Below are 24,983 nucleotides of genomic sequence, written 5' to 3'. Positions count from 1 at the left end.
GACGAGGCAGGAAGGTGCGACAATCTGGCCGCCCGATTCTCGGGTGGCTTTTAGGGTGCGCCTCCCGCCTCACCGCCTGTTGCACACCAGCGTGGTGAACCGGGTGGGAGAGTACGGAATACAATCACAAACAATAAGGAACAAGCATGTCAGGAAGATACACACTGCTCGCCTCGGCGGTGGCGTTGGCATTGGCCGGTCAGGCCCACGCCGAGCTGCTCATCACCGAGTATCTGGAAGGGAGCAGCAACAACAAGGCGGTCGAGATAAGTAACCTGGGGTCGGCACCGGTTGAACTGGCCGAGTATCGCCTCGCCCTCTACGCCAACGGTCTGGCCATCGACAAGAGCCCGACCGCGACGGTGACCCTGCAGGGCACCCTGGCCCCCGGCGCCTCCCTGGTGCTGGCGCACGGTAGCTCCAATGCCGAGATCCTGGCCAAGGCCGGTGTCAAGAGTAACGCCCTGACCTTCAACGGGGATGATGCCCTGGTGCTGTGGCATGGCAGCGAGGTGGCCGACAGCGTCGGTCAGGTCGGCGTGGATCCGGGCACAGCCTGGGTGTCGGGCAGTGTCAGCACCCTCGATCAGACCCTGCGCCGCAAGGCTACGGTGAACCAGGGGCGGGTAGATGCCGCCGCCTCCTTCGATCCGGCCGCCGAGTTTGTGGCCTACCCCAAGGATGACGCCAGCGGCCTCGGTTGCGGCGGGGAGGGGGCCTGCTCCGACGTGCCCCCCCCAGTCACCTTCGTCTGCCCGGTGGACAACCTCACCCCGATCCCGGCCATTCAGGGCAGTGGCGTGACCAGCCCCCTGGTGCCGGCCGGCAAGTTTGAAGCCGATGGCACCACCGCCACCCGCGGCGTGGTGACCCAGGTGGTGGGTGGCCTCTACAAGGGCTTCTTCCTGCAAGATGCGCAAGGGGACGGTGACCCGGCCACCTCGGACGGGATCTTCGTCTACACCACCAAGAGCGACCCGGCCATCAAGGTGGGGGCCGAGGTGTGTGTCTCGGGCAAGGTCAAGGAGTACTTCAACCAGACCCAGCTCGGCGCCGACCAGTGGGCGGTGAGCCCCACCCCGGCCACCCCGATTGCAGCCACTCCCCTTGTCGCCGAGCCGGGCGAGACCCTCGCCGCACTGCTCGAGCGCCACGAGGGGATGAGGGTGCGCCTGATGCCCGAGAGCAACCTGGTGGTGACCCGCAACTTCGGTTTTGACTACGACGGCAAGCGCAACAACCTGGCACTCGCCTACGGGGCGCCGCTCATCAAGTCGACCCAGAAGTTCCCGGCCATGAGCCAGCAAGCCAGCGACTGGCAGGCGCGCAACCTCGCCAACCAGCTGGTGGTGGAGACCGACGCCAAGGCACCGGACGGCGTGCTGCCCTGGTATCCGGGCTTTCACCCCGAAACCGGCTATCTGCGCGTCGGCGACAAGCTGAGCGGCCTCGAGGGGGCGCTGGGTTTCTCCTATAACCTGTTCCGTCTGGTGGCGGACAACACCATCACATCGAGTCAGGTGGATCATACCGGCTGGGATCGGGTGGAGACCCCCGAGCTGGCCCAGGCCGGCGATCTGCGGGTGGCGAGCTTCAACGTGCTCAACTTCTTCACGACCGTGGTCGGCGGCGACGCCAACCCGACCGGTGACAACCGTGGTGCCCTGACACTGTCCGAGTTCGAGTTGCAGCGCACCAAGATCGTCAACGCCATCACCCGCCTCAACGCGGACGTGGTGGGGCTGATGGAGATCGAGAACAACGGCTACGGCCCCAACTCCGCCATCGCCAATCTGGTCGATGCCCTCAACGCCGGTCTGCCGGGCGACGAGCAGTACCGCTTCGTCAGCTCCCCCGACGGTCAGCCCATCGGCGGCGATGCCATCACGGTGGGGCTGCTCTATCGACCGGCCCGGGTGTCGCTCTCGGGCGGTGCCGAGCTTATCGAGATGCCGCTGCAGGTGGCCGAGGCGGTGGACGCCAGCGGCAAGACGGTGAACATCAAGCAGGGGATGCGCGAGTCCTTGTTGCAACGCTTCACCTCGCCCAAGGGGGATGTGCCGCTCACCCTGGTGGTCAACCACCTCAAGTCCAAGGGCTCGGCCTGCTTCGAGGACTACCCGGACTACGCCAGCGCCGATCCCCTGGATCAGCAGGGGCACTGCAACGCCCTGCGCGTCTCGGCGGCCCGGGTGCTGGGTGAGCGCCTCAAGGGCGAAGGCGGCGATGTGCTGCTCATCGGCGACATGAACGCCTATGGCATGGAAGATCCCATCCGCGCCCTGACCGACTACGATCCGGCCAACACGCCGCGTCCCGTGGTCACCGCCTCCCACACCCGCCTGGCCGGTGTCGACTATCAGGTGCAGGGTGAGGCCATCGGCCTGGGGGCCGGCCTGGTCAACCTCAACACCCGCTTCCACGGCAGCGACACCTTCTCCTACAGCTATGAAGGGGAGCTCGGCAACCTGGATCACGCCCTGGCCAGTCCCGGGCTCGCCGCCAAGGTGATCGGGGTCGAGGATTGGCACATCAACTCGACCGAGAGCAACCTGTTCGAGTACGGCGTCAAGTACAGCGGCAAGCTGGCCAAGTCCGACAATCCGTTCAGCGCCTCGGATCACGATCCCCTGCTTATCGCCATCACCTATCCCGAGCCGCCGCGCGGCACCCTGAGCCTGGATCAGGAGGATGCCTTGGTGAAGGAAGGGGAGAGCCTGACCCTCGGCGTGACCCGTCGTGACGGCAGCTTCGGCGAGGCCAGCGTCAGCTGGCGCGTGGTGCCGGGCACGGCAGGGGCCGAGGATCTGGCGCTGGCCAGCGGCACCCTCAGCTGGGCTGACGGGGAGAGCGGCGGCAAGACACTGGTGGTGCCGACCAAGCCGGATGCCCTGAACGAAGGGGACGAGACCTTCACGGTCGAGCTCACCGACGCCAGCGGCGCCGTGCTGGGCGAGACCAGAGTGACCCGCGCCACCCTGAGCGATGTGGCCGCGCCGGCCAGCATCCAGATGGGGGCGAGTGAACTGACGACTCGCGAGGGGCTGTGGTTCGTCGAGATCCCCCTGGTGCGCAGCGGCGATCTCTCCCAGAGCGCCCAGGCCAGCGTCAGCTTTGCCTCGGGCTCGGCCAGCTGGCTGCTCGACTACCTGCCCTGGGGCAGCAGCACGGTGCGCTGGGCCCCGGGTGAGGGTGGCGTCAAGTCGGTGCGGGTGCTGGTGGTCGACGACTGGTTTGTCGAGAAGGCCGAGACCTTCACCGCCAGGCTCGCCCAGGTGCGTGGCGCCAAGGCCGGCAGCCCTGCCGCCACCCGTGTCACCATCGAAGATAACGACAAATCCTGGTGGCCCTTCTGATAGCACCATGATTATGGGGCGCCGCGGCGCCCCTTTTTTTATGCTGCCCGGATGCTTTTTGATGGCCGATCGCTAGAATGGCCGCGATTTTATCTGATGTGGACCTGCCCCTTGCTCGCCCAACGTTTTGCGCGTCTCGACGCCCTGCTTACCGCCACCGCCCCCTGGTGGCAGACTCAGCCCTATCATCACACGCGCCTCTGCTTTGCCGATGAGGCGCCTGCGCTGGCGGAGGCCCTGCTGGCCATGGATGATGAAGAGGTGCTGCGTCTGGATGGGGACGGCGCCGCCCTGTGCGATTTTCTCTCCCCTTGGATCCCCCAGGGGCACGAGCTGCATGCCCTGGCCGTCCTGCCCCCTCTGAGGGGGGAGCCCCCCGAGGTGGACGCCTTCCTGGCGCGCCATACGCCGGGGCGCAAGTGGTCCCAGATCCTCGCCTTCACCGGCGCATTGCCACAGCACGAGGGCCCCTGGCTCGAGTGGTGTGCCGGCAAAGGGCACCTGGGGCGTCTGGTCTCGCTCACCCGACACCAATCGGTCACCAGCCTGGAGTGGCAGACCGCCCTGTGTGAGGAGGGGCGACTGCTCGCCGAGCGAGACGGCGCCCATCAGCGCTTCGTGCAGGGGGATGCCTTCACGGCGCCGGCGGCCGACCTCATCACGCCAGCGCATCACGCCCTGGCCCTGCATGCTTGCGGCGAGTTGCACACCACGCTGATCGAGCAGGTGGCCAGGCGGGGGGCGCACGGGGTGACCCTTTCCCCTTGCTGTTATCATCTGATCCGCGGCGAGCACTATCGGCCGCTCAGTCGGGCGGGGCGAGAGAGCGCCCTGCGTCTGGGTAAATCGGATCTGCGCCTGCCTTTGCAAGAGACGGTGACCGCCGGCGCCCGGGTACGGCGCCTGCGCGAGCAGGAGGTGGTGTGGCGTCTGGGCTTTGACAGCCTGCAACGTGCGGTCCGTGCCGTCGATGCCTATCTGCCGGTACCCAATACCCAAAAGAGCCTCTTTAACGGCAGCTTCAGCGATTTTTGCCGTTGGGCGGCGGGGCTACGCGGCGTGACACTGCCGGATCGGATCGACGAGGCGCACTGGCTCTCCGTGGGACAGGCGCGGGCCGCGCTGGTCCTTCGTATGGAGCTGGTGCGCCACCTATTTCGTCGTCCTCTGGAGATGTGGCTGGTACTGGACCGTGCCCTGCGTCTGGAAGAGGAGGGATATGGAGTCGAGATCGGCGAGTTTTGCGATCGTCCCTTGACGCCGCGCAACATCCTGATCCGCGCCGTGCGCCGCTAAGTCGCCCCAAGCTGGGAGTTGGCCTGGGGCGCGCCATTTGTTAGGCTCGAAGGCCCTTGAAGGGAAGCAACGAACAACAACAAGAGCCAGCCTATGCGACGACTCGTCTGCGCCGCCTCCTTGTCACTCCTGTCGGCCTGCGCCGGGCAGGAGCGGGAGGCTTCATCCACTCTGTCAGGAAGACCCATGAATCACGTGACCTATCCCGCCACCCGTCAAGGGGAGGTGGTCGATACCTATTTTGGCACCCAGGTGGCCGACCCTTACCGCTGGCTCGAGGATGATCGCAGCCCCGAGACCGCCGCCTGGGTGACGGCGCAAAACGCCGTGACCTTCGATTATCTCGACCAGATCCCCTACCGGGCAGCCCTGCGCGAGCGCCTGGCCAGTGCCTGGAACTTCCCCCGCGAGGGGGCGCCCTTCACCGAAGGGGGGGTGAGTTATCTCTTTAAAAACGACGGGCTGCAGAACCAGTCCGTGCTCTATCGGCAGGGCGCGCAGGGGGAGGAGCTATTCCTCGACCCCAACGACTTCAGTCAGGACGGCACCAGTTCGCTTGGCGAGCTCGGTTTCTCCCGCGACGGTCGTTTGCTCGCCTATTCGGTTTCGGCCGGTGGCAGCGACTGGCGTACCGTGCAGATCATCGACACCCGCACCAAGGCGCCGGTCGATGCGCCGCTGACCGACGTCAAGTTCAGCGCCATCAGCTGGCTCGGTAACGAAGGCTTCTTCTATTCGAGTTATGACAAGCCCGGTGGCAGCGCGCTTTCGGCCAAGACCGACCAACACAAGCTCTACTTCCACCGCCTTGGTACCCCTCAGCGCGACGACGCCGTGATCTTCGGCGCCGCCCCCGGCGAGAAGCACCGCTACGTCGGGGCCCAGGTGACCGAAGACGATCGCTACCTGCTGATCTCGGCGGCCGAGGCGACCTCGGGTAACCGGCTCTATCTACGCTCTCTCCATCGTCCCGACGCGCCGCTGGTGACGATACAGGCGAGCCTGGAGGCCGACACCCACCTGGTGGGCAGCGACGGCGAGCGCCTGTTCCTGCTTACCAACCTCAATGCCCCCAACTACCGCCTGGTGGTGGCCGAGGCGAGCAACCCGTCGCCTGCGGCGTGGCGCGATCTCATCCCTGAGCGCGGCGAGGTGCTGAGCGTCACCACTGGCGGTGGTTACCTCTTCGCCCACTACCTGCGCGATGCGGTGGCTCGGGTCGAGCAATATGACTATCAGGGCAAGCGGGTACGCGAGGTGAGCCTGCCGGGGCTCGGCACCGTCAGCGGATTCGAGGGCAAGCGGGGTGAGACTGCGCTCTATTACAGCTTCACCAACATGGTGACCCCCTCCAGCGTCTATCGCTTCGATCCCTCCAGTGGTGAGTCGATGCTGCATAGCCGCCCCAAGACCCGTTTCAGCCCTGATGACTATGTCTCAGAGCAGGTGTTCTATCGCTCGAAAGACGGCACCCGGGTGCCCATGATCGTCAGCCATCGCAAGGGGCTCAAACTCGATGGCAAGGCGCCGGCCATTCTCTACGGCTATGGCGGTTTCAACGTCAGCCTCACCCCCGCCTTCAGTGTCGCCATTGCGGTCTGGATGGAGATGGGGGGTGTCTATGCGGTGGCCAATCTGCGCGGCGGTGGGGAGTACGGCAAGGCCTGGCACGAGGGCGGGATCCAGACCCGCAAGCAAAACGTGTTCGACGATTTCATCGCCGCGGCCGAGACCCTGATCGCCGAGGGGTATGCCACACCCGACACCCTGGCCATTCGCGGCGGCTCTAACGGTGGCCTGCTGGTGGGGGCGGCCCTGACCCAGCGCCCGGACTTGTTCCGGGTAGCGGTGCCGGCGGTCGGGGTGCTCGACATGCTGCGCTACCACACCTTCACCGCCGGTGCCGGCTGGGCCTATGACTATGGCACCGCCGAGCAGAGCCCCGAGATGTTTGCCTACCTCAAGGGCTACTCGCCCCTGCACAACGTGCGCACCGGGGTGAACCATCCGGCCACACTCATTACCACCGCCGATCACGACGATCGGGTGGTGCCGGCGCACTCGTTCAAGTTTGCCGCCGAGCTGCAGGCCAAGGATGGCGGCGCATCGCCCCAGCTCATCCGCATCGACGTCAATGCCGGCCACGGCGCCGGTATGCCGGTGTCTATGCTGGTGGATCAGGCTGCCGACGTGCAGAGCTTCATCCTCTGGAACATGGGCGTGAAGACGCTCGCGACAGAGTAAACCAGGGCCGGTCACTGACCGGCCTTTTTATTGCGGTCCTCATCGCCTGTCGGGCTGGATATACTCAGGGAGAGACACAGGGAGGGCGAGAAGATGGAACGATATCTGATAACCGGCAGCGATTTGGCACGCCTCGAGGGGATCCGCAAGACCCATTTCCTCAACCCCGAGGCCAAGCGGGTGAACAAGTCTCTGGGGGACATGACAGGCTTGACAACCCTTGGGATCCACCTGGTTGAGCTCGCCCCCGGTGCGCTCACCTCGGAGTTTCACCGCCACCACATGGAAGACGAGGCGGTCTTCATCCTCGAGGGGGAGGCCGAGGCGCGCATCGGCGATGAGACGGTGCGGGTGTCGGCGGGGGACTTCATCGGTTACCGCGCCGGGGGGCTGGGCCACAACCTGCGCAACTGCGGGGAGGGGGTGCTGCGCTGTCTGGTGATGGGCGCTCGCCTGGCGAGCGACGTGTGCGACTACCCCGACAAGCAGCAGCGGCTGTTTCGCCACACCGGCCTGCCCTGGAATCTGGTCAACATGGCCGATATCGACGAGCCGGCCGCAGGTCGTAAGGTGTGACGCGTTATTGTGCCTCTTGACTGCGATTGCGACCCTGTCGCTTGGCCATATAGAGCGCGGTGTCGGCCCGAGTCAGCATCTTGTCGGCGCTGTCGCCCTGATCCTGATAGCCGCTCACCCCGACGCTGATGGTCATGGGGATGGCCAGCTCGGCGCTCAAGGTGTGCGGTCTCGACTCCACGGCGATTCGCAGGCGCTCGGCGGTGGCCATGGCCAACTCCTGGGGTGTCTCGGGGAGCAGAATGATGAACTCCTCGCCTCCCCAGCGTCCCAGCAGATCAACCTCCCTTAGCTGTTCCTTGAGTCTGGCCACCAGGCTGATGAGCGCCTGATCGCCCAGCAGATGACCATGGGTGTCGTTGATGAGCTTGAAATGATCGATATCGAGCAGCAGCAGTGAGAGCGGGTGTTTGAAGCGCTGCGCTCGATTGATCTCCATGTTGACCTGCTCGTTAAAGCGGCGGCGATTGACGACCCCGGTCAGCGGATCCGTGGTCGCCGCGACTTTTAGCTCTTCGACCAGCTTGGCCCGCTCCGAGATGTCGCGCATGATGGCCGTCATCTCTGTGGTATGACCCAGATTGATCTTGGCGATGGTCACTTCGAGGGGGAATTCGCTGCCATCCCGGCGCAGCCCCACCACAGAGGCACGGGCATGCATGGGACGGGAGTTGATGGGGGAGTTGCTGAAGGCGTGAAAGTAGGTGTCGTGGTGGCTGCGAAAGCGCTGGGGCATCAGGGCGTCGAGGCGTTTGCCGATCACCTCCTGCCCCACGCCAAACATCTCGCAGGCCGCCGTGTTGATAAGCTCGATGCGGGTCTCATTGTTGACGCTGAGAATGCCGTCATAGGCCGAGTTGACGACGGCCTCGAACCGCTGACGGCTCATGATCAAGGCCTCTTCGAGCTGTTTCTTGCTGGTGATGTCGATGGCGGTCACCAGCACCCGCTCGATGCGACCCTGAGGCGGGATGATGGGGGAGATAATGAGGCGCCACCAGTGGGTGCGTGCCATGTGATCGATGGCCACTTCGCTCTCGAGTCCGAGCTGCTGATCCACGCACTCCTGCATGGGTGCCTCCATCTGCGGCAGCATGTAGCGGGGAAAGAGATGGCTCAAGGGTTGCCCCAGCGATCGCGTCACATCGACATCGAACTCCTGGATAAAGGTGTCGTTGGCCGAGACCAGCAAGAACTTGCCCTGACTGTCGAGCGCAAACAGGGCGACAGCGGTCCCTATGGCGTCGAGTGATGACTTGATCTCACCGTGGGCCCCCTGTGCAAACATGGCGCTCTCCCTCTGTTACGATGATCCCAGTATAGAGAGGTCGATGCCCTTGTCGCCGTGTTCACTCCTCCACGTCGAGCAACACCAGGAGGGCGCTGTCGCCACCCCATTCCCGCGACGCCTGATGGAAGGCGCGCACCCTGGGGTGCTGGGCCAGCCAGGCCGGGATGCGCTGTTTGAGGATGTGCTTGCCGATGCCATGCATCACGCAGGCCACGTGCAGGTTGTCGCGCTCGCAGGCCGACAGCAGCGCCGAGAGTTCCGCCTTGGCCTGGGTCTGGCTCATGCCGTGCACGTCCAGCAGGATCTCCGGCGGATAATCGCCGCGGCGCAGCTTCTTGAGCTCGAACCTGGAGACGTCGGCCCGCACATAGCGCATGGGACCGTCGCTCTCGAGATGGGGGTGAAATTCGTCGCTGAAATGGTGCTCAAGCCCAAGGTTTTCGCGCTCGAGACGCAGCTGGCGTTTCTGCTTGACCGGCTTGAAGTCGGCACTTATGGTATCTTGCCTGATTTGACGGGTACCCTTGACCGCATCGCGAAACAACTGGCGTTCATCGTCGGTTAGCGGCGGCGTCTTCTTCATTAGTGTGCTCGTCTGTTGGCTCTGGTTAACAATCTGGGCCGGATATTACTCGACTTGGAGGTGGTTTTGGACAAGATCTTTATCGACGAGGTGGTTGCCGAGATGCACACCATCCAGGACATGTTGCGCTGGGCCATGAGTCGTTTCAACGACGCCGGTATCTTTTATGGCCACGGTACCGACAATGCCTGGGATGAAGCCGTGCAACTGGTACTGCCCGCCCTGCACCTGCCGCCGGACGTCGACCCCGAGATGCGTCACTCCCGACTCACCACCAGTGAGCGTCACCGGGTGGCCGAGCTCATCATCCGCCGGGTGCAAGAGCGCCTGCCGGCCGCTTATCTGACCAACAAGGCCTGGTATGCGGGTTGGGAGTTCTATGTGGACGAGCGGGTACTGGTACCTCGTTCACCCATTGCCGAGCTCATCGCCAACCGCTTCGCCCCCTTCCTCAAGCATGAGCCGACCCGGATCATGGATCTCTGCACCGGCTCGGGTTGCATCGCCATCGTCATGGCGCATGAGTTCCCGGATGCCGAAGTGGACGCCATCGACATCAGCGTCGATGCCCTCAACGTGGCCGAGCGCAACATCGCCGATCACGGCCTCGAGCAGCAGGTGATCCCCATTCGCTCCGATCTGTTCCGCGATCTGCCGCTGGGCGACAAATACGACATCATCGTCTCCAACCCGCCCTACGTGGATGCCGAAGACATGTCGGATCTGCCGGACGAGTTCCGCCACGAGCCGGAACTGGCGCTCGCCTCGGGCTCCGACGGGCTCAAGCTCACCAAACGCATCCTCGCCAATGCGGCCGATTTCCTGACCGACGACGGCATGCTGATCGTCGAGGTGGGTAACAGCATGGTGCACCTGGAAGCCCAGTTCCCCGAGATCCCCTTCACTTGGGTGGAGTTCGAGAACGGTGGCCACGGCGTCTTCGCCATGACTCGCGCCGAGCTGGTGCAGTATCAGGAACATTTCGCCATCTACAAGAGCTAATAAGGACGCATCATGGCAGGGAACACCATTGGCCAGCTCTTTCGCGTGACTACCTTCGGCGAGAGCCACGGCATGGCGCTCGGCGCCATCGTCGACGGCTGTCCGCCGGGGCTCGAGATCACCGAGGCTGATTTGCAGCGCGATCTCGACCGGCGCAAGCCTGGCACCTCGCGCTACACCACGCAGCGCCGTGAGCCGGATGAGGTGAAGATCCTCTCCGGTGTGTTCGAGGGCAAGACCACGGGCACCTCCATCGGGCTGCTTATCGAGAACACCGATCAGCGTTCCAAGGACTACTCCGATATCAAGGACTTGTTCCGCCCGGGCCACGCCGATTACACCTATCACCAGAAGTACGGTCTGCGCGATTATCGCGGCGGCGGTCGCTCCTCGGCCCGTGAGACCGCCATGCGGGTCGCGGCCGGCGCCATCGCCAAGAAGTACCTGGCACAGGTGCACGGCATCGAGATCGTCGGTTATCTCTCTCAGCTCGGCCCCATCAAGGCCGAGGCCTTCGATGCGGCGCAAATCGAGCAGAACCCCTTCTTCTTCCCCGACGCGGGCAAGCTCGACGCGCTTGACGAGTTTATGCGAGCGCTCAAGAAAGAGGGGGACAGCATAGGCGCCAAGGTGCAGGTGGTGGCCCGCAACGTCCCGGTGGGGCTCGGTGAGCCGGTATTCGATCGCCTCGATGCGGACATCGCCCACGCCATGATGGGGATCAATGCGGTCAAGGGGGTCGAGATCGGTGACGGCTTCGCGGTGGTGGAGCAGAAAGGATCCCAGCATCGCGACGAGATGGGGCCGCAAGGCTTTGCCAGCAACCACGCCGGTGGCGTTCTGGGTGGCATCTCCTCGGGGCAGGAGATAGTGGTGAGCATGGCGCTCAAGCCTACCTCCAGCATCACTGTGCCGGGCAAGACCATCACCACCGACGGAGAGGCGACAGAGATGATCACCCGTGGCCGCCACGACCCGTGCGTCGGCATTCGCGCCGTGCCCATCGCCGAGGCCATGCTGGCCTTGGTGCTGATGGATCATCTGCTGCGCCACCGGGCACAGAATCTCGGGGTGCACACCGGCACCCCGCAGCTGCGCTGAGGCTCACTCCATTAGGGTGCAGGGGGAGGAGGACGTGCCTTCCTCCCTCTGCTGCTCGATGAGCAGGTTGATCTGCTTCAACCCCTCTTTCCCCATCCTCCCCTTGGTGAAAATCAGGTGCACCGGCGTGCGCTCGAGCAAGAGCTGGCAGTGAACCTGACTCATCTTCCCCGGCGTTTCCCTAAGCAGGGCCGAGGCGTTGTGACGCTCCATGATGATGCCGTCTACCCGATGGGAGAGGAGCAGCAGCAATAACCTGTCGTCGCTGTTTTCTTGCCGAAAGCGCTGCAAGGCGGGACAGGGGAGCTGACCGAGGATCTTGACCCCTCTCAGCCGGGCCCCACTCATCGCCCCCTGGCGGCAGAACTCTCGATAGTCGGTGAGCGAGCGCCATTTTTCCTGCTCTTCGCTGCGTAGCAGCAACACCAGATCGCTGTATCGATAGGGCTCGCTGTAGTCAAAGAGCCGGGCGCGCTCGGGCAGATAGCGGGCCCCCATGGCCACATCTATCTCGGAATATTGCAGGGCATGCAGTGAGCGGGCCCACGGCATGCTGACGAAGCGATACTCCCTGCCAAGCCGCTCCAGGACGGAGCGGGTGAGCTCGATGTCGATGCCCGTGAGCCGCTGACGGTGATCCTCATACTGAAACGGTGGCCAGGGTGACCAGCCGATCTTGAGGGGGGCCGCCCCGTAGCAGGGGAGGGCCAGGAGCAGCAAGAGAGCCGTGAGTCGTCTCATGGTGGTGTGGTGGCGTGATTGCGCGGTGGAAAAAGTATAGAGCAGGGTCGGCACCGCGATTTTTCACTCGTCACAGGCCCACAAAGTCGTTACACTCCCTCACCTTCTTGCCCCATCAGCTCTGCATCCTGGCGGCAACCGAACACTCTCCCGATCCGGCCGGTCGCGCCCCGCAGAGAAGCCGACCCGATTGCCGCGTCGTTTCCATCAAGGAATTCCATGCAATTTGACTCCCTGGGCCTGTGTGCTCCGCTGCTGCGTGCCGTGGCCGATCAAGGCTATGACACTCCGTCCCCGATCCAGCAGAAGGCCATTCCGGTCGTGCTCGAAGGGCGCGATCTGATGGCAGCCGCCCAGACCGGTACCGGCAAGACAGCCGGCTTTACCCTGCCCATGCTGCAGCGCCTCTCCGAGAGCCAGCGCCGCGTTTCTCCCAACCAGGTGCGCGCCCTGGTGTTGGCCCCGACCCGCGAGCTGGCCGCCCAGGTGGGCGAGAGCGTGCGTGAGTACGGTAAGTACCTGCCGATGCGCAGCCACGTGGTCTTCGGTGGCGTCAGCATCAACCCGCAGATGATGGCCATGCGCCGTGGTCTGGACGTGCTGGTGGCCTGCCCGGGCCGTCTGCTCGATCTCTACAACCAGAACGCCGTCAAGTTTGACGAGCTGGAGATCCTGGTGCTGGACGAAGCGGACCGCATGCTGGACATGGGCTTTATCCGCGACATCCGCAAGATCCTGGCCCTGCTGCCCAAGAAGCGTCAGAACCTGCTCTTCTCCGCCACCTTCGCCGACGAGATCCGCGAGCTGGCCACTGGTCTGCTGCACGAGCCGGCCGTGGTGGAAGTGACCCCGCGCAACAGCACCGCCGAGCGTATCGAGCAGCTGGTGCACCCGGTCGACAAGGGCAACAAGATCCCCCTGCTGACCCACCTGGTCAAGGCCAACGACTGGCAGCAGGTGCTGGTCTTCACCCGCACCAAGCACATCGCCAACCGCGTGGCCGAGAAGCTGGAGAAGGAAGGGGTGACTGCCGCCGCCATCCACGGCAACAAGAGTCAGGGGGCCCGTACCCGTGCTCTGGCCGGTTTCAAGGAAGGCACCCTGCGCGTGCTGGTGGCCACCGACATCGCGGCCCGTGGCCTCGACATCGACAAGTTGCCCCAGGTGGTCAACTACGAGCTGCCAAACGTGGCGGAAGACTATGTGCACCGCATCGGCCGGACCGGTCGTGCCGGCGCCGCCGGTCACGCCATCTCGCTGGTGAGCGCCGACGAAGGCAAGCTCATCAAGGGTATCGAGCGTCTCATCAAGCAGACCATCGACAAGCAGGCCGTGGCCGGCTATGAGCCCTCCCGCGAGACCCTGGACGCCATCGCCAAGGGGATCGGCCAGCCGCCGCGCAAGGAGCCCCGTGAGCCGCACGAGCAGCGCCAGCCGCGCCGCGCACCTCAGGGCCAACCCAAGGCGGCCAACGGTGCCCGCCCGCAAGCCGCCGGCAAGCCCCAGGCCCGTGCTGCCGACGGCGAGAGCCGCGCCGCCAAGCCGGCTCGTCGTCGCCGTCCCCGTGGACCGCGCCCGGCGCAAGCCTAAGCCAGGTCCGTATTCACAATGAGAAAGGCCACACCCGGGTGTGGCCTTTTTTGTTGCTCGGTGGCGCCTCACTCTTGCCCCGGTGCCGCACTCTGGAGTTTTATCCTGTCTCGGGCGGTAATGGCACGATAAGGTCGAGTCGGTGCCTCCATGCTGGTGGGGGCATAAGTGAGTTTTATTTTATGCTGTCACTATTGCGAAATAGGCGGGTTGGCGGAGGAAAATGCTGACCTGGCGCGCGAGCTTAAAACGTACGTTTATTGCACATTTTCATTCATCTCTGACCTGGCCGGCCCTCGATCGATTCTGTGATGCGGGTCACGCCGGATCCGGTTTGGAAGAAAATCGTTTTTTCGGCTTCAAACGATGATTTATTGGAGGGCAGGGCGGTAACCCGCATGGGCGCTGGGTTGGCGTAAGTTACCCACAGAAACTGTGGATAACCCTGTTTATGAAAATTGAAAACGGTGCTCAACCCCGCATGAATACTGGCGTTCAAGCCCTGTTCAAAAAATGACGAAGTGAAAAACTTGTCATAAAAAACAATAAGTTATATGTATCAGAGGAAAATGCTGCAGGGGGCGTCAAGGGGCAAAAAACCGGGGCTGTGCTACGGCTGTGCACATGTGCATTACTTCGGGGAGGGGGCTGCATCTAAGGGGATAAGTTGCACCAAAATGGCGATATAAGGTGGCTCCCCCGACTGGACTCGAACCAGTGACATACGGATTAACAGTCCGCCGTTCTACCGACTGAACTACGGGGGAATAGATAGCAGGGAGACGCATACTACAGAAAACCCCGATATGGGTCAAGCCTCTTGCCGCTCACATACGTACAGGGGGAGCGGGCCTTGAGCCCATAGGCAGTGATGGCGGATGGCGGTAGACTGTGCCCCTGTATCGTGACTCCGGAGATCCCATGAGCAAGACCTTCTCCCTATCCAGCCAGTTCCAGCCCTCCGGCGATCAGCCGGGCGCCATCGCACGCCTGCTCGACGGGATAGAGAGCGGCCTGGCCCATCAGACCCTGCTCGGGGTGACCGGGTCGGGCAAGACCTTCACCATGGCCAACGTGATTGCGACCCTCGGGCGCCCCACCATGATCCTGGCCCCCAACAAGACTCTGGCGGCCCAGCTCTATGGGGAGATGAAGGAGTTTTTCCCGGACAACGCGGTGGAGTACTTCGTCTCCTACTACGACTACTACCAGCCTGAGGCCTACGTCCCCTCGACCGACACCTTCATCGAGAAAGACGCCAGCATCAACGATCATATCGAGCAGATGCGCCTGTCGGCCACCAAGGCGCTGCTGGAGCGGCGCGACGTGGTGATCGTCGCCTCGGTGTCGGCCATCTATGGCCTGGGGGATCCCCAGGCCTACCTGCAGATGATGCTGCACCTGCGGGTGGGCGATACCATCAACCAGCGCGACATGCTGCGCCGGCTCGCCGAGCTGCAATACACCCGCAACGAGATGGCCTTCGCCCGTGGCACCTTCCGGGTGCGCGGCGAGGTTATCGACATCTTCCCGGCCGAGTCGGACAAGCAGGCAGTGCGGGTCGAGCTGTTTGATGACGAGATAGAGCGCATCAGCCTGTTTGATCCCCTGACCGGCGCCGTCGAGCAGACGGTGGCACGCTGGACCGTCTATCCCAAGACCCACTACGCCACCCCGCGTGAGACCATCCTCGGGGCCATCGACAAGATCAAGGAGGAGCTGCGCGAGCGCAAGACCACGTTGCTCTCCATGAACAAGCTGCTCGAGGAGCAGCGCATCAGCCAGCGCACCCAGTTCGACATCGAGATGATGCAGGAGCTCGGCTACTGCTCGGGGATTGAGAACTACAGCCGGTACCTGTCGGGCCGTGCCCCCGGCGAACCGCCGCCGACCCTGTTTGACTACCTGCCGGGGGATGGCCTGCTCATCATCGACGAGTCCCACGTCACCGTGCCCCAGATCGGGGCCATGTACAAGGGGGACCGCTCGCGCAAGGAGACCCTGGTGGAGTACGGCTTCCGCCTACCCTCGGCCCTGGATAACCGCCCCCTCAAGTTCGACGAGTTCGAGGCCCTGATGCCGCAGACGGTGTTCGTCTCGGCGACCCCGGGTGCTTATGAGCTCAACAAATCCGCCGGCGAGGTGGTGCAGCAGGTGGTGCGCCCCACCGGCCTGCTCGACCCCGAGCTCGAGGTACGTCCGGTCGGCACCCAGGTGGACGACCTGCTGTCGGAAATTCGCAAGCGGGTGGCGGTGGACGAGCGGGTGCTGGTCACCACATTGACCAAGAAGATGGCCGAGGACTTGACCGAGTACCTGGCCGATCACGACGTCAAGGTGCGTTATCTGCACTCGGACATCGACACGGTGGAGCGGGTCGAGATCATCCGCGACCTGCGCCTGGGCAAGTTCGACGTGGTGGTCGGGATCAACCTGCTGCGCGAGGGGCTCGACATGCCGGAGGTCTCTCTGGTGGCGATCCTCGATGCGGACAAGGAGGGCTTCCTGCGCTCCACTCGCTCCCTCATTCAGACCATAGGTCGGGCGGCGCGCAACGTGAACGGCAAGGTAATCCTCTATGGCGACACCATTACCGAGTCGATGCGGGTGGCCATCGAGGAGACCGAGCGACGGCGCGCCCTGCAGCACGACTACAACGTCCAGCACGGCATAGTGCCCAAGGGGCTCAACAAGAAGATCGTCGACATGATGGACACGGGCGGCGAGGGGAGTGGCCGCAGTCACGGGCGCAAGGGGCGCGACGAGCCACCCCGCCACGAGCGGCGCAGCGCCGCCGAGCTGGCCCGCGAGATCAAGCGCCTCGAGGAGCAGATGTTCGAGCACGCCAGGAACCTCGAGTTCGAGCAGGCGGCGGCCCTGCGCGATCAGGTGGCGCGCCTGCGCGCGGAGCTGATCGAGTGAGGCGGTTAACCCTCTTTCGCCGGTTGTGGCGCAGCTGGCGCCACCCGGCCACCCCGCTCTGGTGCAAGGGGCTGGCGGTGTTGTTGGTCTTGTATCTGCTCTCGCCCTGGGATCTGTTGCCTGACGTCATCCCCGTGCTGGGGTGGGTAGACGATATGTCACTGTTATTGCTGTTTATCTGGGGTTGGGAGCGCCTGCTACCGCCCGAGGTGAGTGCGACGGTCGGGGAGCGTGAATGAGGCATCTGGTGGGGATCTTGTTGTTGCTCGGCGGGCTGGCGCAGGCCAATCCTCTGGTGATCGCCGTCGGGGAGTCCATGCCCCCCTTCTTTATCGACGGTGAGACCCCCTCGGGCCTAGAGCTCGATATCCTGAAGGCGGCACTGGAGGGCTCGCACGAGCTGAAGCCCATGTTTGTCCCCTATGGCCGTGCCGAGCGTCTCTATCTGGCGGGCAGGGTTGACGCCTATGTCACGACGGAGCGCAATCTGCCCGGTTTCTACTCACTCCCGCACATCACATACGAAAATGTGGCCGTGACCCTCAAGTCGCGGGCCATAGCGCTGGGGAGCCTGGATAAGTTGGCGGGGATGCGGGTGCATGCCTTCCAGCATGCCCGAAGTCTGCTCGGAGAGCCGTTTGCCGCTGCCGTTAACAAGATGGCCAGCTATCAGGAGCGGGGGCGGTTGGAGGAGAGCCTGCGCATGCTGGAGAAGGGGCGGCTCGATGTGGTGGTGGTCGATATCAATATCCTGCGCTATCTGCAGCGAAAAGGGGTGGTGGGAGAGGACGTGGCGGTGCACTTTCTCTTTCCCACCCTGCACTTACGGCTCCTGTTCAGAGGCAGGGGAGACAGAGACTCATTCAATGAAGGGCTGCAGCGCCTGAGAGCCGGCGGTGGTTACTATCGACTGCAGGAGCACTATCTCGGTCAGTGAGGGGCGAGAAAAACAGAGGGTGGCGTTAGAGCCACCCTTTGCGTTTGAAGAAGAAGTAGGTACCAAAGGCCGACATCAGCATCAGGCCGATCGACATGGGGTAGCCATACCCCATGGCCAGCTCAGGCATATGGGCGAAGTTCATCCCGTAGATGCTGGCGATCAGGGTGGGGGGCAGGAAGACCACGGCTGCCACCGAGAAGATCTTGATCACCTTGTTCTGCTCCAGATTGGTGACCCCCATGGCGGCCTCCAGCTGGAAGTTGATCTTGTCAAACAGGAACTGGGTGTGGGGCAGCAGGGACTCGACGTCGTGGAGCATCTCGTCGATCCACTTGTGCTGCTCGCCGCTCATGGTTTGACGCATGCTGCGTTTCAAGAAACGCAGGGCCCGGCGGGTATCGTGCAGGGAGAGACGGATCTGGCCGTTGGTCTCTTCCTGAGCGATCAACTCTTTGAGGATGGGGGTGAGCTGATCGGCTTCGAACACCTGATCGGCGGTCCCTTCCAACGTCTTGTAGCCATCTTCAATCAGATCTGAAAGATATTCGACCTTGAGGTTTTGCACCTCCAGCAGCACGTCGAGGGCATTCTCCACCTCGAGGCGCTCCTGACGCATATAGTGGCGCAGCAGGCGTACCAGCCCGATGTCATCTTCACGAATGCTGATGAGCAGGTTGTTACGCAAGGTAAAGGAGACGTGCACCCCCTTGGTGTCACGGCCGATGCGTTGGGGGAAGAGCGAGTGAATGTGCAGACCGTCGGTGTCCCAGTAGAAGCGAGCCGATGCCTCTATGTCATCGAGCTCCTCCTTGTCGGGGACCTCTTCGAGGAAGAGCCCGGTCAACCACTCCCGCTCCTCTTCATCGGGTTTATAGACATCCAGCCAGATGGTGTTGTCGGGCAGTATGTCCTGCGGCCCGAGGTTGTGGATGTCGAGTACCTGGTTGTTGAGGATGTAGGCGGTAATCATCTGGTCCCCCTTGATGCGGTTGGGTTTGCAGGGATGGTCACTCAGGTTTATGCGCGCCCGGAGGGACGACAGGAGAATGCAAGAAGACGCATAGGCCGAAAGAAAACCTGACTGCGGCGAACTATACAGAGGTACGCCGCGCTTGTCAGGGGCTATTCAGCGAATATTCAACGACTTTGCCAGAAAAGGCGTGAGGTCCGATCACATGTTGGGGTAGTTGGGTCCCGACCCCCCCTGCGGCGGCGTCCAGCTGATGTTCTGACTGGGATCCTTGATATCGCAGGTCTTGCAGTGAATGCAGTTGGCCGCATTGATCTGAAACGCGGGTTCGCCCGATTGCTCCACCACCTCGAACACCCCGGCGGGGCAGTAACGCTGAGCCGGCTCGGCCCAATTGGCCAGATTGACCCTGAGCGGAATAGAGGGATCGGCCAGCTTGAGATGGCAGGGCTGATCCTCATCGTGGCTGGTGTTGGCCAGATAGACAGAGGAGGGGCGATCGAAGCTGAGTTTGCCGTCCGGCTTGGGATAGACGATGGGCCGGCAGCGATCCTGATGCTTGAGGCGGCGATAGTCGGGTTCGCCGTCGCGAAGGTGCAGGGGCAGCCCCTTGGGGAAGAAGCGCTGCTCCAGCCAGTTGAATGCCCCTCCGAGCCAGGGGCCGAAACGGTGCAGCGCGGCGCCGAAGTGGCGGCTGCGGCGCAGGGATTGGCCGAGCCAGCTTTGGGCGAGGAGCCGATCGTAGTGAGCGAGATCCTCCCCGCGAGAGTCCAGGGCGCCGCTCAGTGCCTCGGCCGCCAGCATCCCCGACTTCATGGCGGTGTGGATCCCCTTGATGCGCGAGAAGTCGAGGGTGCCGGCATCGCATCCCAGCAGCAAGGCACCGGGCACGTGCATGCGGGGCAGGGCGTTCCATCCCCCCTTGGTGATGGCCCGAGCCCCATAGCTGACGCGCTCTCCCCCCTCCAGCACGGAGGCGATGAGTGGATGGTGCTTGAAGCGCTGGAACTCGTCGAAGGGGCTGAGCCAGGGATTCTGGTAGTTGAGATCGACGATGAGGCCGACCGCCACCTGATCCCCCTCCTGGTGATAGAGGAAGAAGCCACCGTGGCTCTCTTGGCCCAGTGGCCAACCGCTGCCGTGCAGCACGGTACCTGGACTGGTGCGCCCGGCAGGAAGCTGCCACAGCTCCTTGAAGCCGATGGCATAGTGCTGGGCCTGGCGCCCCTCGTTCAGGGAAAATTGCTCGATGAGGCGTTTGCCCAGATGGCCACGCGCGCCCTCGGCCAGCAGGGTGTAGCGGCCGAGCAGGGCCATTCCGGGCACATGATCTGCCTTGGGATGGCCCTCCTTGTCGAGTCCCAGATCCCCGGTCACTACCCCCTTGACCACCCCCTCCTCGATGATGAGATCGCTCGCGGCGAAGCCGGGATAGATCTCGACCCCGAGCGACTCGGCCTCTTTGGCGAGCCAGCGGCAGAGGTTGCCCAGGCTGATGATGCGGGCATCTTCATTGTGCATGGAGGGGGGGACGGCCCAGTGGGGCAGTCGCAGGCTTCGTTTGTCGCTTTGCAGCAGATGCACCTGATCGTCGCTCACCGCCACACCGAGTGGCGCCTCCTGCCAGCGTTCGGGGAAGAGCTCACGCAGGGCCCGGGTGTCGAGCAGGGCGCCCGAGAGCAGATGGGCCCCCACCTCAGAGCCCTTCTCCAGCAGGCAGACCGAGCAGTCGGGGGCCTGCTGTTTGAGGGCGATGGCGGCCGCAAGGCCAGCTGGGCCTGCTCCGACCACTACCACATCGAATTCCATTACGTCGCGTTCCATCTTGCCCCTGCTCCCGAGTTGTCATAGGTTAGTAAGTGAAGTTTACGTAAACGTAAACCTGAATTCAAAAGTTGGTCGAGTCTCTCATGCTGGTCGGGGCAGTTGCCGCTGGGGTGAGTCGACCTGTGTTTCTCTCTATCAAGGAGTGATCATGAAGCTGCTGGTCCCAATCAAGCGGGTCATCGATTACAACGTGAAGGTGCGCGTCAAGGGGGATGGCTCCGACGTGGACCTTGCCAACGTTAAAATGGGGATCAACCCCTTCTGTGAGATCGCCGTGGAAGAGGCGGTGCGCCTGCGTGAGCAGGGCATCGCCCAGGAAGTGGTGGTGGTGACCCTGGGGCCGGAGACGGCGGCCGAGCAGTTGCGCCATGCGCTGGCGCTGGGGGCCGATCGGGCACTGCACTATGTCACCGACGAGCGACGGCAACCGCTGGCGGTGGCACGCGCTCTGGCTAAGGTGTGTGAGGCCGAGCAGCCGGATCTGGTGCTGCTCGGCAAGCAGTCTATCGACAGCGACAACGGTCAGGTGCCGGCCATGCTGGGCACCCTGCTGGAGTGGCCGGTGGCGCTCTATGCCTCAGCCCTCAAACCCGAGGGGGGGGAGCTGATGGTCACCCGTGAGGTAGACGGTGGTCTCGAGACGGTGACCCTGGGCCTGCCTGCCGTGGTGAGCGTGGATCTGCGCCTCAACGAGCCGCGTTTTGCCTCACTGCCCAACATCATGAAGGCCAAGCGCAAGCCCCTCGAGAGCCAGCCATGGTCGGCCCTGGGAGTGAGCGGTGAAAGCGCCATCGTTCCCCTCGGCGTGACCCCGCCGCCTCAGCGCAGCGGCGGAACCCTGGTCGGCTCGGTCGATGAGCTGCTGATCAAACTCAAACAAGAGGCCAAGGTGATCCCATGAAGGTACTGATTATTGGCGAACAGGATCAGGGGCGTCTCGCTCCCTCGGTACCGCGACTGGTGGCCGCCGCCGGGCTCTGTGGCGGCAGCTGTGACCTGTTGCTGCTGGGAGAGGGGGCCGAGAAGGCCGCATCGAGCGCGGCCGAACTGGCCGGGGTGAGCGCCGTGAAGGTGGCCGCCGGGCTGCCCCAGAGCGCCCTGCTTGGCATCGATAAGGCCTTGCTCCCCTTGGTGGCGGAGTATGAGATCTGCCTGATGGCCGCCGGTACCCTGGGGCGGGATCTCGTCCCAAGGCTCGCCGCCCGACTCGGCGTCGAGCCGCTGAGCGATGTGACCGGTGTCGAGGATGGGGAGACCTTCGTGCGACCCATCTATGCGGGCAATGCAGTGGCGCGCCTGCGCCTGACCTCACGCCATCGTCTCATGACGGTGCGCCCCACCGCCTTTGCGCCGATGGGCAGCCAGCCGGCCGCCCCGATTGAGCGCCTGGATCTCGAACCCGCCGCGGCGCGAGCCCGCATCACGGGCCGTGAGGCCAGCGTCTCGGCGCGCCCCGAGCTCACCGCCGCCCGGGTGGTGGTCTCGGGCGGGAGGGGGCTGGGCTCTCGTGAGCAGTTTGCCCTGATCGAAGCCCTGGCCGACAAGCTGGGGGCCGCCGTGGGGGCATCTCGCGCCGCAGTCGATGCCGGTTTTGTGGGCAACGATCTGCAGGTGGGCCAGACCGGCAAGGTCGTCGCCCCCGAGCTCTACATTGCGGTCGGGATCTCGGGTGCCATCCAGCATCTGGCCGGTATGAAGGAGTCCAGGGTCATCGTCGCCATCAACAAGGATCCGGAGGCCCCCATCTTCCAGATTGCCGACTATGGCCTGGTGGGGGATCTCTTCACCCTGCTCCCCGAGCTCACCGCCAAGTTGTGATGCGTACATGGGCGGGTCAGCTTCTGGCGACCCGCCCGTCTCTTTCTCTTTTGTGTGATCGCCCACGCAAAAAGCCTTTGCTCACCGCCGCCGGTTCGGTGTAAAAGCATGATTCTCATGGATCACGCCACGGAACTGTCATGAACCAAGCGATTTACAATTTCTGCGCCGGCCCGGCCATGCTGCCGGCTCCCGTTATGGCGCGCGCCCAGCGCGAATTTTGCAATTTTCAGGGGATAGGGGCCTCCGTGATGGAGCTCTCCCATCGCGGCAAGGAGTTCATGGCGGTGGCCGAGAAGGCCGAGCGGGATCTGCGCGATCTGCTGGCCGTGCCGGACAACTACAAGGTGCTCTTCATGCACGGGGGCGGCCGCGGCCAGTTTGCCGCCGTTCCCCTCAACCTGCTGGGGGGCGATAACCGCAAGGCTGACTACCTGCTGACCGGTGCCTGGTCCCAGGGCGCCCTCAAGGAGGGGCTCAAATACGGTGACCTACAGGGGCTGGGCGGCGCCGAGAAAGGGGAGGACGGGGTGACTCGCCTGCTGCCGACGCCGGCGTTTCGCCCGGATGCGGCCTATGTGCACTACTGTCCGAACGAAACCATCGAGGGCGTCGAGATGTTCGACATCCCCGAGACCGGCGACATCCCCCTGGTGGCGGATCTCTCCTCCACCATCCTATCGCGCCCCCTCGATGTGAGCCGTTTTGGCATCATCTATGCCGGCGCCCAGAAAAACATTGGCCCCTCCGGGCTGGCTATCGCCATAGTGCGTGATGATTTACTGGGCCAGGCGCGCGCCGACGTGCCCGCCATCCTCGACTATCGTCTCACCGCCGAGCACGCCTCCATGTTTAATACGCCGCCCACCTACGCCTGGTATCTGGCCGGCCTGGTGTTCGAGTGGCTCAAGGAGATCGGTGGGCTCGAGCAGATGGAGCGTCTCAACAAGGCCAAGGCCGAGCTGCTCTACGGTTATATCGACAGTGCTGATTTCTACCGCAATCGGGTCGACCCCGCCTGCCGCTCACGGATGAACGTGCCGTTCCAGCTCAAGAACCCCGAGCTCGATACCCGTTTCCTGGCCGAAGCCAAAGAGGAAGGGCTGCTCGCCCTCAAGGGTCACAAGCTGGTCGGGGGGATGCGGGCCAGCATCTACAACGCCATGCCCATCGAAGGGGTGCAGGCCTTGGTGGCGTTTATGGAGCGCTTTGCCAAGCAGCACGGCTAAGCGCCGGTCGCACGATGGCGCCGGGTCTCCCCCGGCGCCTTTTTTTATCCATTCAGGCAAGATCCTTGCCGATCCCTGCCCGGGCTGTTAACGTCCGAAGCAGGTCAAGTTTTATAGGTACCAGGAACAGGATGTCTATGAAGTCGTTATCCCTCGAGCCCATCACCCGGGTTGCCGGCACCGTCAATCTGCCCGGCTCCAAGAGTGTCTCTAACCGTGCCTTGCTGCTCGCCGCCCTGGCGCGTGGCACCACTCGTCTGACCAACCTGCTCGACAGCGATGACATCCATCACATGCTCGATGCCCTCACCCAGTTGGGGGTGCGCTATCAGCTCTCGGCCGACAAGACCGAGTGTACGGTGCACGGCCTGGGTCGCAGCTTCGCCGCCAGGGAGACGGTACGCCTCTTCCTCGGTAACGCCGGCACTGCCATGCGCCCCCTGTGCGCCGCCCTGTGCCTTGGCACCGGCGAATACTTGCTGACCGGTGAGCCACGCATGGAGGAGCGTCCCATCGGCCATCTGGTGGATGCCCTGCGCGAGGCGGGGGCCCATATTCAATACCTCAAGCGTGAGGGCTTCCCGCCCCTGGCCATCGACGCCAAGGGGTTGTGGGGGGGGGACGTGCACGTGGATGGGTCCGTCTCCAGCCAGTTCCTCACCGCCTTCCTGATGGCAGCGCCCATGGCGGCCGGCGATACCCGCATCCATATCAAGGGGGAGCTGGTCTCCAAGCCCTACATCGACATCACCTTGCACATCATGAAGCAGTTCGGCGTGGTGGTAGAGCACGACAACTACCAGCGTTTCTACATCAAGGGCAACCAGACTTACGTCAGTCCCGGCGATTTTCTGGTGGAGGGGGATGCCTCGAGCGCCTCTTACTTCCTCGCGGCCGGCGCCATCAAGGGCAAGGTGCGGGTCACCGGGATCGGCAAACACAGCATTCAGGGTGACATCCATTTTGCCGACGTGCTGGAGAAGATGGGGGCCCGCATCACCTGGGGTGACGACTTCATCGAGGCCGAGCAGGGTGAGTTGCAGGGCATCGACATGGACATGAACCATATTCCCGATGCGGCCATGACCATCGCCACCACGGCCCTGTTTGCCAAGGGACCGACCATCATCCGCAACATCTACAACTGGCGGGTGAAAGAGACCGATCGCCTGCACGCCATGGCCACCGAGCTGCGCAAGGTCGGGGCGCTGGTGGAGGAGGGGCAGGACTTTATTTGTGTCACCCCGGCCGAACACCTGCACCATGCGGCCATCGATACCTATAACGATCACCGTATCGCCATGTGCTTCTCGCTGGTGGCGCTTTCCGACACGCCGGTGACCATCAACGACCCGGGTTGTACCTCCAAGACCTTCCCGGACTACTTCGCCAAGCTGGCGTCCATCAGCCAGCGCGATTAATCCTCAGGCCCGTCTTTCGGCGGGCTTTTAGCATCCTTTCTGTAAGTTGCAATACCACAAAAACCACTTCTTTCAT

Annotated in this window: 19 protein-coding genes and 1 tRNA gene; 14 read left to right on the top strand and 6 right to left on the bottom strand. The window is 63.6% G+C overall.

All coding sequences use genetic code 11. The features are described from left to right. Window positions 1-146 precede the first annotated feature (146 nt). The 4 genes from BN1121_RS15500 (at window position 147) to BN1121_RS15485 (ending at window position 7,472) form a co-directional block, all read left to right on the top strand. A complete protein-coding gene (locus BN1121_RS15500; protein ID WP_043598038.1) occupies window positions 147-3,356 on the top strand; it encodes an ExeM/NucH family extracellular endonuclease in 3,210 nt (1,069 codons plus the stop codon). Window positions 3,357-3,452: 96 nt separating this feature from the next. Then, window positions 3,453-4,652, top strand: a complete 1,200-nt coding sequence (locus BN1121_RS15495; RefSeq protein ID WP_005359590.1) for a methyltransferase — start codon at window positions 3,453-3,455, stop codon at window positions 4,650-4,652. A gap of 93 nt (window positions 4,653-4,745) precedes the next feature. After that, window positions 4,746-6,896: a prolyl oligopeptidase family serine peptidase gene (locus tag BN1121_RS15490; RefSeq protein ID WP_043158109.1), complete on the top strand. Its 2,151-nt coding sequence runs from the start codon at window positions 4,746-4,748 to the stop codon at window positions 6,894-6,896. 93 nt (window positions 6,897-6,989) lie between these two features. After that, the gene (locus BN1121_RS15485; protein ID WP_005359592.1) at window positions 6,990-7,472 is read left to right on the top strand and encodes a cupin domain-containing protein; all 483 of its coding nucleotides are present in this window, start codon (window positions 6,990-6,992) and stop codon (window positions 7,470-7,472) included. Between the two features lie 4 nt (window positions 7,473-7,476). Here BN1121_RS15485 and BN1121_RS15480 read toward each other — a convergent pair whose 3' ends face one another. Together BN1121_RS15480 and smrB are read right to left on the bottom strand one after the other, a co-directional pair. Then, the gene (locus BN1121_RS15480; RefSeq protein WP_005359593.1) at window positions 7,477-8,760 is read right to left on the bottom strand and encodes a sensor domain-containing diguanylate cyclase; all 1,284 of its coding nucleotides are present in this window, start codon (window positions 8,758-8,760) and stop codon (window positions 7,477-7,479) included. Between the two features lie 61 nt (window positions 8,761-8,821). Next, window positions 8,822-9,346 carry an endonuclease SmrB gene (gene smrB, locus BN1121_RS15475; protein ID WP_005359594.1) on the bottom strand — a complete coding sequence of 175 codons (525 nt, stop codon included), beginning with the start codon at window positions 9,344-9,346 and terminating at the stop codon, window positions 8,822-8,824. Window positions 9,347-9,412: 66 nt separating this feature from the next. On the opposite strand from smrB, the gene prmB reads away from it, so the two are divergent. Both prmB and aroC read left to right on the top strand, forming a co-directional pair. Next, window positions 9,413-10,348, top strand: coding sequence for a 50S ribosomal protein L3 N(5)-glutamine methyltransferase (prmB, locus tag BN1121_RS15470; RefSeq protein WP_005359595.1), 936 nt, complete (start codon window positions 9,413-9,415; stop codon window positions 10,346-10,348). Between the two features lie 12 nt (window positions 10,349-10,360). After that, window positions 10,361-11,449 carry a chorismate synthase gene (aroC, locus tag BN1121_RS15465; protein ID WP_005359597.1) on the top strand — a complete coding sequence of 363 codons (1,089 nt, stop codon included), beginning with the start codon at window positions 10,361-10,363 and terminating at the stop codon, window positions 11,447-11,449. Between the two features lie 3 nt (window positions 11,450-11,452). Here the strand turns inward: aroC and BN1121_RS15460 are convergent, their stop codons facing one another. Then, window positions 11,453-12,190, bottom strand: a complete 738-nt coding sequence (locus BN1121_RS15460; RefSeq protein ID WP_152424739.1) for a substrate-binding periplasmic protein — start codon at window positions 12,188-12,190, stop codon at window positions 11,453-11,455. A gap of 219 nt (window positions 12,191-12,409) precedes the next feature. Here BN1121_RS15460 and BN1121_RS15455 point away from each other — a divergent pair, with 219 nt between their 5' ends. Then, on the top strand, window positions 12,410-13,780 hold the full coding sequence (locus BN1121_RS15455; RefSeq protein ID WP_005359610.1) for a DEAD/DEAH box helicase: 1,371 nt from the start codon (window positions 12,410-12,412) through the stop codon (window positions 13,778-13,780). Window positions 13,781-14,471: 691 nt separating this feature from the next. Here BN1121_RS15455 and BN1121_RS15450 read toward each other — a convergent pair. Next, window positions 14,472-14,547: transfer RNA gene (locus tag BN1121_RS15450), tRNA-Asn, on the bottom strand. Window positions 14,548-14,701: 154 nt separating this feature from the next. Here BN1121_RS15450 and uvrB point away from each other — a divergent pair. From uvrB to BN1121_RS15435, 3 genes are read left to right on the top strand one after another with little or no spacing between them, the layout of a single operon-like run. Then, window positions 14,702-16,702: an excinuclease ABC subunit UvrB gene (uvrB, locus tag BN1121_RS15445; RefSeq protein ID WP_005359613.1), complete on the top strand. Its 2,001-nt coding sequence runs from the start codon at window positions 14,702-14,704 to the stop codon at window positions 16,700-16,702. Then, window positions 16,699-16,941: a YkvA family protein gene (locus tag BN1121_RS15440; protein WP_005359617.1), complete on the top strand. Its 243-nt coding sequence runs from the start codon at window positions 16,699-16,701 to the stop codon at window positions 16,939-16,941. The genes uvrB and BN1121_RS15440 overlap by 4 nt, the downstream gene beginning before the upstream one ends. Next, window positions 16,938-17,639 carry a substrate-binding periplasmic protein gene (locus tag BN1121_RS15435; RefSeq protein WP_005359627.1) on the top strand — a complete coding sequence of 234 codons (702 nt, stop codon included), beginning with the start codon at window positions 16,938-16,940 and terminating at the stop codon, window positions 17,637-17,639. The genes BN1121_RS15440 and BN1121_RS15435 overlap by 4 nt, the downstream gene beginning before the upstream one ends. Window positions 17,640-17,664: 25 nt before the next feature. On the opposite strand, the gene corA is transcribed toward BN1121_RS15435, so the two are convergent. Then, window positions 17,665-18,612, bottom strand: coding sequence for a magnesium/cobalt transporter CorA (gene corA / locus BN1121_RS15430; RefSeq protein ID WP_005359628.1), 948 nt, complete (start codon window positions 18,610-18,612; stop codon window positions 17,665-17,667). A gap of 201 nt (window positions 18,613-18,813) precedes the next feature. Continuing rightward, window positions 18,814-20,436, bottom strand: coding sequence for an electron transfer flavoprotein-ubiquinone oxidoreductase (locus BN1121_RS15425; RefSeq protein WP_043598036.1), 1,623 nt, complete (start codon window positions 20,434-20,436; stop codon window positions 18,814-18,816). A 151-nt stretch (window positions 20,437-20,587) separates the two neighbouring features. Here BN1121_RS15425 and BN1121_RS15420 point away from each other — a divergent pair, with 151 nt between their 5' ends. The 4 genes from BN1121_RS15420 (at window position 20,588) to aroA (ending at window position 24,907) form a co-directional block, all read left to right on the top strand. Beyond that, complete coding sequence (locus BN1121_RS15420; protein ID WP_043598034.1) at window positions 20,588-21,340, top strand: electron transfer flavoprotein subunit beta/FixA family protein; 753 nt, start codon at window positions 20,588-20,590, stop codon at window positions 21,338-21,340. Further along, the gene (locus tag BN1121_RS15415) at window positions 21,337-22,257 is read left to right on the top strand and encodes an electron transfer flavoprotein subunit alpha/FixB family protein (protein WP_005357479.1); all 921 of its coding nucleotides are present in this window, start codon (window positions 21,337-21,339) and stop codon (window positions 22,255-22,257) included. Before BN1121_RS15420 ends, BN1121_RS15415 begins: the two co-directional genes overlap by 4 nt. 140 nt (window positions 22,258-22,397) lie before the next feature. Then, window positions 22,398-23,486 (top strand): 3-phosphoserine/phosphohydroxythreonine transaminase, encoded by a 1,089-nt coding sequence (gene serC, locus BN1121_RS15410; RefSeq protein ID WP_005357482.1) that lies wholly within the window; start codon window positions 22,398-22,400, stop codon window positions 23,484-23,486. Between the two features lie 137 nt (window positions 23,487-23,623). Beyond that, a complete protein-coding gene (gene aroA / locus BN1121_RS15405) occupies window positions 23,624-24,907 on the top strand; it encodes a 3-phosphoshikimate 1-carboxyvinyltransferase (protein ID WP_005357484.1) in 1,284 nt (427 codons plus the stop codon). The last annotated feature ends 76 nt before the right edge of the window (window positions 24,908-24,983 follow it).

The sequence above is a fragment of the Aeromonas diversa CDC 2478-85 genome (assembly GCF_000819805.1).
GTDB classification, from domain to species: Bacteria; Pseudomonadota; Gammaproteobacteria; order Enterobacterales; family Aeromonadaceae; genus Aeromonas; species Aeromonas diversa.
Note: the sequence above shows the minus strand (reverse complement) of the source record. Positions and strands in the feature narration are given on the sequence as shown.